9 protein-coding genes are annotated in these 15,512 nt (G+C 35.3%); 8 read left to right on the top strand and 1 reads right to left on the bottom strand.

Features of this window, described 5'->3' with window-relative positions; genetic code table 11:
* From ACTTKP_RS04110 to ACTTKP_RS04075, 8 genes are all read left to right on the top strand, one after another.
* Positions 1–3,303, top strand: a 3,303-nt coding sequence (locus tag ACTTKP_RS04110; RefSeq protein WP_442552633.1) for a glycoside hydrolase family 101 beta sandwich domain-containing protein, incomplete at its 5' end; no start/stop codon positions are given.
* A gap of 280 nt (positions 3,304–3,583) precedes the next feature.
* Positions 3,584–4,072 carry a DUF5721 family protein gene (locus ACTTKP_RS04105; protein ID WP_442552632.1) on the top strand — a complete coding sequence of 163 codons (489 nt, stop codon included), beginning with the start codon at positions 3,584–3,586 and terminating at the stop codon, positions 4,070–4,072.
* A gap of 20 nt (positions 4,073–4,092) precedes the next feature.
* Positions 4,093–5,109, top strand: a complete 1,017-nt coding sequence (galE, locus tag ACTTKP_RS04100) for a UDP-glucose 4-epimerase GalE (RefSeq protein WP_442552631.1) — start codon at positions 4,093–4,095, stop codon at positions 5,107–5,109.
* A gap of 106 nt (positions 5,110–5,215) precedes the next feature.
* Positions 5,216–6,727 (top strand): sensor histidine kinase, encoded by a 1,512-nt coding sequence (locus ACTTKP_RS04095; protein ID WP_442552630.1) that lies wholly within the window; start codon positions 5,216–5,218, stop codon positions 6,725–6,727.
* Positions 6,720–7,493: a response regulator transcription factor gene (locus tag ACTTKP_RS04090; protein ID WP_442552629.1), complete on the top strand. Its 774-nt coding sequence runs from the start codon at positions 6,720–6,722 to the stop codon at positions 7,491–7,493. Before ACTTKP_RS04095 ends, ACTTKP_RS04090 begins: the two co-directional genes overlap by 8 nt.
* A gap of 181 nt (positions 7,494–7,674) precedes the next feature.
* Positions 7,675–8,775, top strand: coding sequence for an extracellular solute-binding protein (locus ACTTKP_RS04085; RefSeq protein ID WP_442552628.1), 1,101 nt, complete (start codon positions 7,675–7,677; stop codon positions 8,773–8,775).
* 86 nt (positions 8,776–8,861) lie between these two features.
* Positions 8,862–9,932: an ABC transporter ATP-binding protein gene (locus ACTTKP_RS04080; protein WP_442552627.1), complete on the top strand. Its 1,071-nt coding sequence runs from the start codon at positions 8,862–8,864 to the stop codon at positions 9,930–9,932.
* 12 nt (positions 9,933–9,944) lie between these two features.
* Positions 9,945–11,600 (top strand): ABC transporter permease, encoded by a 1,656-nt coding sequence (locus tag ACTTKP_RS04075; RefSeq protein ID WP_442552626.1) that lies wholly within the window; start codon positions 9,945–9,947, stop codon positions 11,598–11,600.
* Between the two features lie 150 nt (positions 11,601–11,750).
* Here the strand turns inward: ACTTKP_RS04075 and ACTTKP_RS04070 are convergent, their stop codons facing one another.
* A complete protein-coding gene (locus ACTTKP_RS04070; protein ID WP_442552625.1) occupies positions 11,751–15,479 on the bottom strand; it encodes a hypothetical protein in 3,729 nt (1,242 codons plus the stop codon).
* Positions 15,480–15,512 lie beyond the last annotated feature (33 nt).

Here is a 15,512-nt window from a genome sequence, read left to right as displayed (position 1 = left end):
AATTCAGTAGTTATGAGATTCCTTCGTAACCATCAGAAAGATTCATGGGTAGCAAATTATCATAAATGTGGTGGTGCAGCAATTGCCCCTCTGCTTGGCGGTTACAATATGAAGGACTTTGAAGGCTGGCAGGGAAGAAATGATTATGATGCTTATATACAGAATCTTTATGAGCATAACCTTATCACCAAGTTCATACAGCATTTTAAGATAGTAAAATGGGAAGATGGTACACCATATAATTCATCTATTAGTGTATGGAATTATTATAAAAATAAGTATGATTCAGTACCTTACACATATAAACCTGACAAGAAAATCACATTAAAAAATGATAAAGATGACGTTTTGGTGCTTGAAAGGGATTCTGATACATTTGGCAGTCCTGAATTTTATAATAGAACTATTAAATTAAATGGCAAGGTAATTGCAAAAGGGGCAGAACCTGAAATAAATACAGGCGAGGGAACTGAGAGCTATTTGCTTCCTTGGGTATGGGAGGCAGCAACAGGAGAGAGAGTTCCTGAGGATGATGAGAAACTGTATCACTTTAACAATCAGGCAGGAGATACAACTTGGGAACTTCCTGCTTCTTGGAAAAATCTTGCTGATGTAAAGATTTACAAGCTTACAGACCTTGGCAAGAAAGAAGAACAGACTATACCTGTAGTAAATGGCAATATAACTATAAGTGCTGAAGCAAAACAGCCTTATGTAGTCTACAAGGGTAGTAAAGAAAACTTGACTGTTAAATGGAGTGAGGGTATGCACCTTATAGATGCCGGATTTAACAGCGGTAGTCTTGAGAGTTGGATAAAAGCAGGCACAGGAACAGCAGAAATAGCTAAGAGTCAGTTCAGCAACCCTATGATGAAGCTTAAAGGTGAAGTTTCTATGAGCCAGAAGCTTACAGACCTTACACCGGGTAAACAATATGCAGTGCTTGTGGGAGTGGATAATAGAAGTGACTCTAAGGCAATAATGAGCATAACTGAAGGCGGCAGGAAGCTGGCAGAGAATTATACAATACGTTCAATTGCAAAGAATTATGTAAAGGCATATACACATAATACTAAGAGTGCTACGGTTAACGGAAGCAGTTATTTCCAGCATATGTATGTATTCTTTAAGGCTCCAAGTTCAGGAGAGGCTACACTCACCTTATCAAAGCTTGCAGGAGAAGGAGAGGCTTACTTTGACGATGTAAGAGTTGTAGAAAGTGATGCCAATAACATAACTTTTGATGAGGATGGAGAGGTTGTTAAATTTACACAGGATTTTGAACATAGTGTTCAAGGCTTATATCCATTTGTTGTTGGTGGCATAGAAAATGTAGAAGATAACAGAATTCATCTTTCAGAGCTTCATGCTCCTTATACACAGGCAGGTTGGGATGTGAAGAAGATGGATGATGTGTTGGAGGGAAACTGGTCAGTAAAGATAAATGGTTTGACTGGAAGAAATGCAATAGCTTTTCAGACCATACCTCAGAACTTTAGATTTGAACCGGGTGTGAGATATCATATAAGCTTTAAGTATCAGTCAGGGACTGAAGGTACTTACGCTGTAGTAAAAGGAATAGGAGAAAATAGAGATTCTGAGATTGAACCTTTGGCTAGGGCTATGGGCAAGGATGCAGACGGCACTTATGAGACCTATATAGTAGGAGATGAGTCCGGACAGACTTGGTTTGGTATATATTCGACCGGTAAGGCTGCGGATTTACAGGGAACATCTAAAGCAGCAGCCAACTTCGGAGGCTATAAGGATTTTGTACTTGATGATCTTGTTATAACAAGAGTAGATGATGTTATACAGGAAAGTGAACTAATTGCTCTTATAGAAAGGGCTAAAAAGGAACTTACAAAAGATAAGCTTTCAAGTGCAAATTATAAAAAGGCACAGATTGCAATAGCTAAGGCAGAAGTTGCTTTAAAGGAAGATGGTAAGAATCAAAAGGCTATAAATGCAGCTTATAACAATCTGAATATGCTATTAAAGGAATTAACCAGAGATGTCAATCCGGAAGATGACTCAAATGACATTTCATTGGATGGAATGATAGCAACTGCCGGAAGTGAGCAGCCGGGATATCAAAGTGAAGGCTTGGCAAAGTACGCTATAGATAATAATGAAAGTACAATATGGCATACAAGCTGGGCAGGAGTAGCTCGAGTTGATATGTGGATTGATATAGCGCTTAAGGAAGCTGATACTGTAACCGGAGTTAGATTCTTGCAGAGAAGTGGCAATCAGAATGGAAGAATAGAAATAGCTAGAATAGAGGTAAAGAAGAAAGGTGAAATGGATTATAGGAATATAAAAACCTCTAAATTTAATACATCCGGTTGGAATATAGTTACTTTTAACCCTCAAGAAAATGTGACGAATGTAAGATTTAAAGCATTGAAGACTGTCGGAGATAAGCCTAGTGACGCTAATAAATATGCTTCTCTTGCTGAAATTAGGATATTAAAGAAAACTAAAGTAGAAGATAGTAAGCCTGATAAAACGGTACTTGAAGAACTGGTAACAAAGGCGGAAGATATCAAGAAGGAAAAGATTGCTGCTAATAATTTGACTGTTCTTGAAGAAAAAATTAAAGAGGCTAAGGCTGTTTTAGCCAAAGAAGATGCAAGCTACGTTGATATATTACTTGCAGAGGCAAATCTTAAGAAGGTACTTAAAGACTTAGAAAAAGGAAAGTATAAGAAAAATGCAGGTGTGGCACCTGTAGTTCCTTATGCACCTTCAAAAGAAAATACAGGTGTGGCACCTGTAGTTCCTTATGCACCTTCAAAAGAAAATAGTGAAACAACAGAAGCAGAAATAAAAAAACCTTCTGAGAACGTAAACGTACCTGAGAATAAAACCATAGAGGGAACAGTAGATGTAGATAAGCCTGCAAAGACTCTTAAAAAGGACAAACGTATCTTAAGAGTACTAAAGGAAGTAAAGACAGAGACTAAGGCACTGAAGACATTGCAGAAAGCAACTTCCAAGAAACTTGATATTGCAAAGGAGTTAAAGAGATATAGAAAGGCTGCAAAGAATGATAAGACTTTCCTGTCTATAAAGAAAAATGTTAATCGAGCAATCTCTTATATAGAGAAGGGCAAGGTAACTACTGCCGACAGTCTGCTTAAAAAGCTTGCAAAGCTTAATAAACAGCTTAAGAAATTACAGGCTTCAAAGAAGAATACTAAAAATGAAGCTAAAATTAAAAAGTTACAGAAAGAAATGCATAATATAAAGCTTGTAATAAGCTCTTTAAAAAGTGCAAGGAATTTTTTTGAGAAATAAGCTACAGTCCTGATTGAGAAATTTAGATTTATGGGAAGTCATACAGGGATTTTTAAGGAGTACCGTATGGCTTCCTTTCTACCAATTTTTTCAGTTATGTTTTTGAGTATCGAAATATAATACCACTTTGTGCAGGTAGAATTTACCTAATTTTACCTCTTTTATCTTTACATAAAGTTATTGTAGTGATAAAATATATTTTTGTAAGATTTTAGTTATATTTAAGCTGTGTTATGAATATTAATTTTAGGAAAGGGCTATATTTAGCTCAGGGTTGTAAATGGTAGCATTTAAAATTATAGGAGTTAAGGATTTTATGTATAAACTCCTTATGGAAGAGGTATTTGACAGTTTTCTTTTGGTATCATTTGAAATAGTTAATTATGCTAAATTTACTATAGATGGTGTAAGAAATAAAGAATGGTATGATGAAATGGAAGATACGGATTCCAAATATGTGAGCTGGAAAGAAGTAAGGAATGCAGCAGCATTATTGATAAAAGGCAAAAAAATTCCAATTGCTATAAAGGCTGTTTTCAGGCTATCTAAGTCAGGTACGGAGAAGATTGCAGGAGAACTTGGAGTACAAGATGCCGCAGAAAAAGATTATGGAATGTATTTTAATCTGAAGTTTGAAAAAGGAGAACTTAGCATAATTACCGGAGTATCTGTTGCAGATTTTCTCTTGGCTAAGGAAATTGGAAATTTGTGGGATGAATATTTACTCAAATTTCTTAAACATCATCAGATTGCAGCAGAAAGGCTGTAAGTTTACTACAGGAGGGAAATATGAGAGTATTAGTTACAGGCGGTGCAGGTTATATCGGAAGCCATACCTGCGTAGAACTTTTAGAAGCAGGACATGAGGTGGTTGTTTTTGATAATTTCTATAACTCAAATATGGAGTCTATAAAAAGAGTAGAAAAGATTACCGGGAAAAGTATTAAGTTTTATGAGGCGGATATGCTTGATAAGGCAGCAATGGATAAGATATTTGCAGAAAATAAAATAGATGCAGTTATCCATTTTGCAGGTTACAAAGCAGTAGGGGAGTCTGTGCATAAGCCGCTTGAATATTATCATAACAATATTACAGGTACATTAATCCTTGTAGAGGCCATGAAGAAGGCAGGAGTAAAAAATATAATCTTTTCATCCTCTGCCACTGTATATGGAGAGCCTGATAAGCTGCCTCTTACAGAGGATATGCCTCATGGAAAGGCATCATCACCTTATGGTGCTACAAAGATGATGCAGGAAGATATGTTTAATGATTTTCATGTTGCAGACAAGGATTTCAGTGTAATCCTTTTAAGATATTTCAATCCGATAGGTGCACATGAAAGTGGAATGATAGGAGAAGATCCAAAAGGAATTCCTAATAACCTTGTGCCTTATATTGCTCAGGTGGCAGTAGGCAAACTTGAAAAATTGGGTATTTTTGGAGATGATTATCCTACTCCTGATGGAACCTGCCTAAGAGATTATATCCATGTAGTAGATCTTGCAAGAGGTCATGTGCTTGCTCTTAAAAAGTTTGAGGAAGAGCCTGCTGTAAGGATATATAATCTTGGTACAGGAAACGGTATTTCCGTACTTGAAGTTTTCCATGCTTTTGAAAAAGCTTGTGGAAAAGAGCTTGCTTATGAGATGAAGCCAAGAAGAGATGGTGATGTTCCTGCCTGCTATGCAGACAGCTCTAAGGCGGAGAAGGAGCTTGGTTTTAAGGCGGAGTATGGAATAGAGAGAATGTGTGCAGATAGCTGGAGATGGCAGTCTGCAAATCCGGATGGATATAGGGGGTAGATGTAAAAGATTTGGTATATAGATAGGAATAATTAAGCCATTTACATTATTTAAGATGTAAGTGGCTTAATTAATATACAATAACTTTTCAAGTGGAGAAATTGTTATGCCGAACAAAAACATGATAAGTAACAGAAAAACGATAAATGGCATTTATAAAATCGTATTTATTGCAGTTTTTACGGGCTGTATTATGCTTTTAGCTGTTGTATTTATAAGTACATACATATTTAACCAAACAAGGTCACTTATGTACTTAGATTATATAACTGAAGAATATGATAAATTTAACAGACAATGCGAAAATCTGATTATGGAGAAAGAATTTGTAGAAAATTGTGAAAAATGTATCTCCGATAAAAGATATATATCAGAAATAAAATATAAATTAAAAGACATAGGAATATATGGCAGCGAAATGAAAGTTATTCTTACAGATAGAAAAGGTGGTATTAGATTTGCTGAGAATGATGAAAAAAGTGATTTACATATATGCAGTTTTCTAAAAATAATAGTTGCCAATGCTAAAGAAGGTGAAACTCCGTATCACAGTATCTATAAATTAAGAACTTATGCAGCCGATTTAGTATATACATACATTGGCAGAGATGATATGGTTATTAATCTTTTTGTAGAACGCCCTATTTGGGAGAGAGTATTTCCAAAATACAGATTTGACGGGGTAATAACCGGTAGAAACCAAAATGCAATAATGACCAGCAGAGAAGGATTTGTAGCAGATAATAAATTAAATAAGTTTGAAATTGGTAAAAACAAGGAAAAATTAAAGGATTATGTTGTAAACAGCAAGGTACTGGCAGATGGAAAAACAAAGATATATTCTATGATATATGCACCTAAAAATGAGGTAATTTTACTGGTAGGGATTTTAATAGTGATAGTATTTGGGAGTTTATGGTCAGTTATTGTTATAAAAATATCAATGAATACGGCAAAAGAGAGTGCAAGGGTGAGGGAAGAGCTGATTCATAGGAATTATATAGCGGAAATAAGAGAGCTTACAGCCCGTATTAATCCTCATTTTATGTATAATACTCTGGAAATGATAAAATATATGATAGTTCAGGATGGTAAAACTGCAAGAATAATACTTGAAAAATTTACAAAAATACTTAGATACAGCATAAGCAGTACTGAAAGAGAAATATCATTAGAGGAAGATTTGCATTACATAAAAGATTATATTGCTATTCAAGAGGAAAGATTTAAGGACAGGTTTAAGTGTAATTTTAAAATAAGTGATGAGGCAAAAGAACTTAAAGTTATGAAACTTGCATTACAGCCTATTATAGAAAACAGTATAAAATATGGATTTAAGAAGAGTATGTACTTAGATGTAGAGGTTGTAGGAGAGAAAAAAGAAAATTATCTTGTGCTTACGGTTACTGATGACGGAGGAGGTATGGAAGAGGAGGCACTTGAAAAACTTAGAGAAGAAATTAAAGAAAGTGAAGTAAAAGGAACTCACAACGGGATACATAATATCGCAAGAAGACTGGAATTAAAATATAAGGGAAAGAGCGGACTTAGCATAGAAAATACAGAAAAAGGCTTTAAGGTTACCTTATACATAAAGCAGGAGGAAGAAAATGTATAGTGTATTGGTGGCAGAAGATGAGGTTATAATAAGGAAGGGGATAATTTTTTCTATAAATTGGGAAAAACTCGGAATAAAACTGATAGGTGAGGCTGATAATGGTGAGGACGGCATAAAACTCATAGAGGAATTGAAACCGGATATTGTAATTACAGATATAAATATGCCTATTACAGACGGTCTTGAAATGATAAAACGAACAAAAAATCTTGAACCATATTCAGCAATTATAATAAGCGGATATTCTGATTTTGAATATGCCAAAGAAGCTATAAATTACGGAGTTTCAGGATATCTTCTAAAACCTTATTCAGAAGAAGAACTGGAAGAAACCATAAAAATGGCACTTAAACAATGTGATGACAGAAAAAGACTGAAATATTATGAAAATACGGATAATATACAGCTACCGGAGCTTTTAGGAACTTTGAATAAGAAAATAACGGATCCGGTTGTAGAACAGATTGTAACCTATATCCATCAAAATTACAGTGAAAAAACTACAATTCATAATTTGGAAGAACTTGTAAGCTATAGCGAGCGTATGATAAATATAAAGTTCAAAGAAGAAATGGGAACCACAGTAATAGATTATTTAAATAGATATAGAATACAGCAGGCAATAAATATGTTGGCTAAAAATAAAAATAATATAAATGAAATTGCAGTTAAATGCGGCTTTGGAGATTATAAGTATTTTAGAGTAGTTTTTAAGAAATATATAGGAGTATCGCCAAAAGAATTCTTAACTTATCTCATACATTGATGATTATAATGTGGATATAAATGAAAATATCATATATATTTGCCAATAGAATATAAGTGCAAAATAAACATTTCGGTATTTTGCACTTATATTTCTGTTTTTAAGGTATAAAACACAGCAAAATTATAATAGAATAACAATATAAGGTATTAAATAAATAACAATTAGGGAGGAAGAAAAAATGAAAAAAGGATTACTTATTACTATGCTTTTAGCATCACTTACTCTTACTGCCTGTGGTGGTGGAACTGCCGATTCAGGCAAAAAGGACAGTAGAAAGTCTGCTTCTATGGCAAGCACAAAAAGCGGCAATAAAAGCGAAGCATCTACATCAGGTGAAAAAAAGGGTGGTAAGCTTGTAGTTTACACAATGAATAGCGAGGGTCTTGTAAATGCTACCATACCTCTTTTTGAAGAAAAATATGGTATAGATGTAGAAGTTATTCAGGCAGGTACAGGAGAACTTATTAAGAGAATCCAATCTGAAAAAAATGATCCTTATGGAGATGTTATGTTTGGAGGTTCGTGGTCGCTTGACTTTGATAACAAAGATTTATGGCAGGAATATGTATCACCGAATAATGAGGCGGTAATAGATACATATAAAAATACTACAGGTTTGATTACACCTTATGTACTTGATGGAAGTTGTCTTATAGTAAATAAGGAGCTTGTAGGCGAGAATAAAATAACATCCTATGAAGATTTATTAAAGCCTGAATTTAAGGGTAAGATTGCTACTGCCGATCCTGCAAATTCATCTTCAGCTTTTGCACAGCTTACTAATATTCTTCTTGCAAAGGGTGGATATGAGGACGAGAAGGCTTGGAATTATGTTAAGGATCTTTTCACTAATATAGACGGCAAAATCCAGTCAGGCTCAAGTGCGGTATATAAGAGTGTTGCAGACGGTGAAATGGCTGTAGGTCTTTCTTATGAAGATCCTTGTGCACAACTTGTAAAAGACGGTGCTAATGTGGAAGTGGTTTATCCTTCAGAAGGAAGTGTTTACCTTCCTGCAGGAACAACTATTATAAAAGATTGTAAGAATCTTGAAAATGCAAAACTTTTTGTAGATTTTGTAATAAGTGAAGAAATGCAGAATATTTATGGAACTACACTTACAAACAGACCTGTAAGAAAAGATGCAAAGACTTCTGAAACAATGAAGCCATTTTCTGAAATCAAGGTAATTGAAGAAGATATGGGCTATGTAAGTACACATAAGAAGGATATTATTGCAAAGTATACAGATATATTTACTACATTACAGTCTAAATAATCTGAAAAAATTGATAAACCACAGTTCCTCTTAGTTCGGGTATTGTGGTTTATCTTTTAAGAAAATGTTAGGTAAAGGGGATAGTTATGGCAAAAATATCGGTTAAAAATGTTATTAAGAAATATGGTGAAAATACTGTAATTCCGAAACTTAGTGTGGAGATAGGAAAAGGTGAGCTTTTTACTTTGCTTGGACCTTCCGGTTGCGGCAAGACTACCTTGCTTAGAATGATAGCAGGTTTTAATTCTATAGAAGGCGGAGATATATTTTTCGATGATAAAAGAATAAATGATGTAGATCCGAGCAAAAGAAATATTGGAATGGTATTTCAGAATTATGCAATTTTTCCAAATATGACAGTAAGGGCAAATGTAGCATTTGGTTTAAAAAACAGGAAACTTGATAAAGCGGAGGTGACTAAGAGGACAGAAGAATTTTTAGAGCTGATGCAGATTAAACAGTATGCGGACAGAATGCCTGAGAGACTTTCAGGAGGGCAGCAGCAGAGAGTTGCACTTGCAAGAGCCTTAGTCATAAAACCGGATGTACTTCTTATGGATGAACCGCTTTCAAACTTGGATGCAAAGCTTAGACTTGAAATGAGGAGAGTAATCAGAAATACTCAGAAAAATGTAGGTATAACAACTGTTTATGTAACCCATGATCAAGAAGAAGCAATGGCTATAAGTGATAAGATAGCAATTATGAAAGAAGGAGTAATCCAACAGATCGGTACTTCAAAGTTTGTATATCAACGGCCGTCAAATACTTTTGTAGCAAATTTTATAGGTCGTTCAAATATGGTAGAGGCGGAACTTGATAATGGAACTCTTATATTTAAGAGTGGATATAAGACCGGATTTGAGCCTCTTAGAAAAGAGGGTAAGAAACCTGTAATCTGCTCAATAAGACCGGAAGAATTTGTAATTTGTGATAATTCTCAAGAAGGTATAAAAGGAATAGTAAAAGAAAGTATGTACTTGGGACTTAACACTCATTATTTTGTAGAACTTAATTGGGGAGAAACTGTTGAAATAATCGAAGAGTCATCTGTAGATGATATAATGGAGCCTGGTAAAGAAGTTTCCCTAAGAATAAAAGAGAATAAAGTAAATATATTTGAAGCGGATGGCAGCAAAAATCTTTTGATGAGTTAGGGGGCGAGATAAATGAAAGATAATAATAAATTTCGTCTTGATGTCTGGGGATTTATAACTTTATTTACTATAGTATTGTATGCCTTATTTCTTATATACCCTATGGCATTTTTGGTGAAACAGGCATTATTTAATGCGGAAACAGGAAAGTTCACTCTTGAAGAATTTGAAAAATTTTTCTCTAAAAGCTATTATTTTGCTACATTATTTAATAGTTTTAAACTATCAATAACAGCAACTTTACTTGCTGTAGCAATAGGAACTCCACTTGCTTATATATTTTCAATATATAAAATAAAAGGTAAGAGATTTTTAAGCATGCTTATAATTATAGCATCTATGTCTGCGCCTTTTATAGGTGCATATTCTTGGATACTTCTGCTTGGAAGAAACGGAGTAATTACTTCATTTTTAGGAAATTTAGGTATACATACTCCTGACATTTACGGTTTTAGCGGTATCGTACTTGTAATGACTATGCAGCTTTTTCCACTGGTATTCCTTTATGTAAGAGGAGCACTTAAAAATGTAGATAATTCACTTCTTGAAGCCAGTAAAAATCTTGGCTGTGCAGGAATAAAAAGCTTTTTTAAGGTAGTTGTACCGCTCATCATACCGACTATACTTGCAGCTTCACTTTTAGTATTTATGAGAGCGTTTGCGGATTTTGGAACACCGATGCTTATAGGAGAAGGTTATAGGACATTTCCTGTGGTGCTTTATAATGAGTTTATAAGTGAAGTAGGCGGTGATGACAGTTTTGCTTCAGCCATAGCGGTAATAGCCATTCTTATTACAACACTTGTATTTTTAATACAGAAGTATATTGCAAACAAAAAGTCATTTTCATTAAATGCACTTCACCCTATAGAAGAGAAAAAAGCAAAAAGCGGGATAAATGCACTTGTACATTTCTTTTCTTATCTTATAGTAGGAATTGCAGTTATGCCACAGTGTTATGTAATCTACACTTCTTTTAAGAAAACAGAAGGTAAGATATTTACCGCAGGTCATAGTTTGGACAGTTATAAAGAGGCATTTTCAAAGCTTGGCACAAGTATACAAAATACTATAATAATGCCTGCCACAGCTCTTGCAGTAATAGTTCTTTTAGCGGTTCTTATAGCTTATCTTGTAGTTAGAAGAAAGAATAATATAACCAATTTAGTTGATATAATTTCAATGATTCCGTTTATAGTACCGGGTACGGTACTTGGTATAGCACTTTTGATAAGTTTTAATAAAAAGCCGCTTCTTATCAGTGGAACTATGTTTATTATGGTGGCAGCATTGGTTATAAGAAGGTTGCCATATACCATAAGGTCATCAGTTGCAGTACTTGCACAGATACCTATGAGTATCGAGGAAGCCGCCATTTCGCTGGGGGCAACCAAAATGAAGGCATTTTTCAGGGTTACGGCACCTATGATGGCAGGTGGTATCCTTTCCGGTGCAATACTTAGTTGGGTAACAATGATTAGTGAACTTTCCACAGCCATAATTCTTTACACAGGTAAGACAAAAACTTTGACAGTAGCGGTATATACTGAGGTTGTAAGAGGAAATTATGGTGTTGCAGCGGCGCTTTCCACTATACTGACACTGCTTACCGTACTTTCCCTTGTGATATTTTCAAAGTTCAGCAAGAACAAGGAAGTTAGTATATAGTAGAGATGCTATCTTGTTTATGTAAATAGTTATTAAGCAGTCGATATTCTATGGTAAATATAAATCATAGGAAACCGACTGCTGTTTTTATGTGGAAAAAAGTAGGTACTGTCACATTAAAGCTAAACAATATTAGTGAATAATTTGGAATTATAATCTTGTAACTTCCCATTCTTTTTCCTTAGCAGGAGTATGCGTACGGGTGCGGGTATGTTCTGAAGTTTTTCTGTCCTTAAATGGGTTAAACTTATTATGAAGTTCTTCAAAAGAAACTCCGTGTCTCTTATTTTCTTTGTCTACATAATAAGAATCAGACTCTTTTTTGCGTTCAGCATTACGCTCATCCCATTTTTGTTTGATTTCTGTTTCCTCATTAAAACGCTCTGTTTCAAGACGGTGTCTGGTGCGTTTGTCCTTCCCTGAGAAAATATTTATCGAGGTCTTTGGCTCTACAGGTGTTCTAGGGTTGTATGTAATCGGTGTAAAGCCGTTTTCGGTTGCCATACTCAAGTTATGCTCTGATTTATTAGAAAGATCCATATAGCTTTGAAGCTTGTCTGTAAAATCAGCAAGAGTAGACTCTACATTGTTTTGATCAAGATTTAATCCTTCGGTGTATGGTTTTCCGTTTATATAAACCTTAGATAAAGCAGACTCAATAAGAGTAATATCAGTAGTTAGGTGGTCACTTCCAAGAAGTTTGGCACCGGTTAATTCCTCTAAAGCCCACATAGCTGTATTTGCTTTTTCTTTTTTAGTTTCCATAATGTTTTGTGCAAGAGTTTCTACAAGTCCGTCACTAAGGTTTGATTTTTGCTTAAAGGTTTCAGTTGCTCTTTCTCTAAAGCATTCATCTGCTTTTTCTCTTGCGGAATAACCAATTCTAAACATTTCATTTTCAACAGAAGTTCTTGGTGTAAAAGTATCTTCTTCGCCTACAAGATTTTCACCATACTCTTTTACTGATTGGAAAAGACCGCTACAAAAATGTCCGGCGATGTTAAGGTGTCGCATAGACTCTTTATTTTCTTCACTTAAAAGATCTGATGAGAGGATACCACCTGTAATCTGAGAGATAGAAAATGCAAGGTCATTACCATTTTCATCAATCATAGGAGCAGTTTGATTCAGTGTATTCAAGAATCCTGCACTTCTGTTAACAGGAATAAAAGCTTCTTTGCTTGTTGCAGGGTTGATAGAGGCAATATTTTTTATGGTATCAAATGTTTTTTCAAAATCCATACGGACTGCATTCATTGCAGATGAACCGATTTCCTTTTCAAGTTCGCTAAAACTCTGTATTTTATTTGCAAACTCTGACCAGCCTGACAAATCTCTGCCTGTTATCAGCTTGTTATCATCTGTTAATGAGAAGTTTTCGTTCCAAAAACGGGTAAAATTCGCCTGTTTTTCATTTGGTATTCCAAGCTGACCGCAAAGCCACTTATCTCTATACCCTGTCACATCTTCCTTAGAGGCAGCAGGATTAAGTATATCTTCATCATTAGCATACATATGATATAAACGACTTGTAAAATCATTTACCCTGCCAACACTGTTTTCGTTAATTTCACCTGTGCCATCAAGGAAAAGATTGCTGACTCCCTTAATAAGATAGTTATAATTTTCACGAAGTGACACCGCATCTCCGTTAGCCGCAACAAAGCTTTCAGGCATTGTATAGCTGATACCGCCACTGATTAAGTCTTTTTTAGGTGTTACATTAATATGCTCTTTTTCGTTTGCTTTTCTAAGACGGTTTGAAATAACAGGAATGTCAGATGAAGCATGGATAGGAAGCATATCTATATCACCATTTTGATTCTTATATGCAAAATCTATCTGACTGCCGGCAAAAAGTGACTTCATTATATCAGCTTTCTTATCTTCGCTAGATGCGTAGTGTATGTGTTTTTCCTTGAACACATCAGTAGCAGATACTCCGTCTATATAAATGTCATCAAAGAGTCTGTGATCATCGTTTTTAAATATTTTCTTAGCGACAACCTGTGAAAATGCAAGGTCAAAATTGTGACTTGCAAATTCTTTAGCTCTTTCTGAAATATTTGCCAGTCTTGTTGCTCTTACAAAATCGTTTGCAATTTCATTATCAGGTACCTGAATGTCCATATTAATTTCGCTTGGCTCAAGGAGGTTTCCGGCAACAGCCTTTGACATATCAATCATACGAGAGAGTTTTTCGCTGTCACCACCAAGAAAAGCTTCAAGAGATGCTTTTTCTTCCCTATCCATCTTATCAACCTGCATACTGCCGGTAAGAACGGTAGCAAGAATACTTCTAGTAGCAGTTCTTGCAAGTCTCATCTCCATATCCTTTTCTTCAAGTTCGGCAGTTATTTCATAAGAAGTGTTGAGAAGATCATTTGAACCACCATTTGTTTCTATTATAGAAGAAAGGGCGTTAAAGTGAAGTTTAGCATGGCCTATAGCTCCACTTCTTTCCATAACCTGATCAAGGGTATTTAGGAGATTTTTGTACTCTTCTCTATACTCCTCAGGAATACGGTTTATAGAGGTCTTTGCCATACGGAGATCACTCTTAAATTCGTGGTCAAGCTCGTTGGTGGTAAGTCCTGAAAATCCCATGATAGGTTTGTAATGTCTGTCATTTCTTGAGTTTTCCCACTCACTTCCTATTGAGTATTTAAGAAATTCAGAATAAAGGCTCTGATATGCTTCCTCAGCATAAGGAGAAAACATTTTCATAGTATCTTCTACTCTTGCAAATACACCATCTTTTTCGAGGGCTGTAAATTTATTACTTTTAAGCTCCTGCTTTCTTTCGCAAAACTCTGTAGTATTAGCATCTTCAATATGGGCATTCTTATAATAGTGGTTTTTAAAAGCTTCTTCATCCTTAAAAAGACCGATTGAAACAGCACTTGTCATAGCAGGATGATCCATAAAACGGTCTGCCTGTGGGGCAAAAGCCTCTAAGGTAAGCTGATAGGTGCTGCCATCTTTAAGAGTTATATTTCCAATATGTGCAGCTACATGCTGATCCCATTTACGCTCTCCCTTAGTTACTCCGTCTAAAGAATCTTTCATAGCCAAATCTACAGAATAATCAGATATAGAAAAGGAAGGTGTTGGTTTTCCTAAGTTTACGGCAGCATAAGATGAATAGTCACAAATCTGTCTGTTGCTGTGCAGACTTCCACTACACTCTGTAGGTACAAAAAGACGCATTTCTGTTTCAGGATTAATCTGTGTGAAAGAAAGAAGTTCGTTGATGGCTTCTTCCTTTTTAGCAAAATTTTCATTAAGTCTTGTACTTTGATTAGGCATATCTTTAAAATTATCGGGTTCAAGAGCAAGTCCTGCCGCTGCAAATTCTCCCCAAAGCAGAGAGAAGTTCTGGCTCATGTATGGAGCGATTTTTCCAACTTCTTGGTTGTAAAACATAGCATCTGCAAAATTTTTAAAATCCCCACGCTCATTAGCAGGTATACCAAGCTCAGTTGCAAGCCAGTCAAGTCCTTCTTCTCTTGCGTTAGTTCCCTGACGGAACATATCAACATTAATAGGAAGTTCAGATAAACCAAGTCTGGCATCGATTTCTGTAATAAAATCATATCCCTTTTTAAAATCAATTTCTCCATTTGTGAAGAAATGATTTGCAATGCCCTTTACAAGACGGTTGTTGTTAATTCTCATCTTAAATACGGGACTTCCTATTGAAGCACTGCCGTATTCAGGCATCTTTGGTTTCATGGTAAATCCGTTATCGGCAGTCCCTTCAAAGAGGAAAAACTCCCCACCACCTGCAGTTTCTATTGCATCTTTTAGAGAACTGTCTAAAATAAGCCCTTCTGAGTAAACGCCCTCTTCAATGTTATTACCTGTAACTTTATACATATTTAAAGCTCCCTTCAATTTGCTTTTTAATTT

Origin of the sequence: Catonella sp., assembly GCF_052169795.1 — a bacterium.
In the GTDB taxonomy this organism is placed as follows: domain Bacteria; phylum Bacillota; class Clostridia; order Lachnospirales; family Lachnospiraceae; genus Catonella.
The sequence above is the reverse complement of the archived record's forward strand: the minus strand, read 5'-3'. Positions and strand labels throughout refer to the sequence as shown.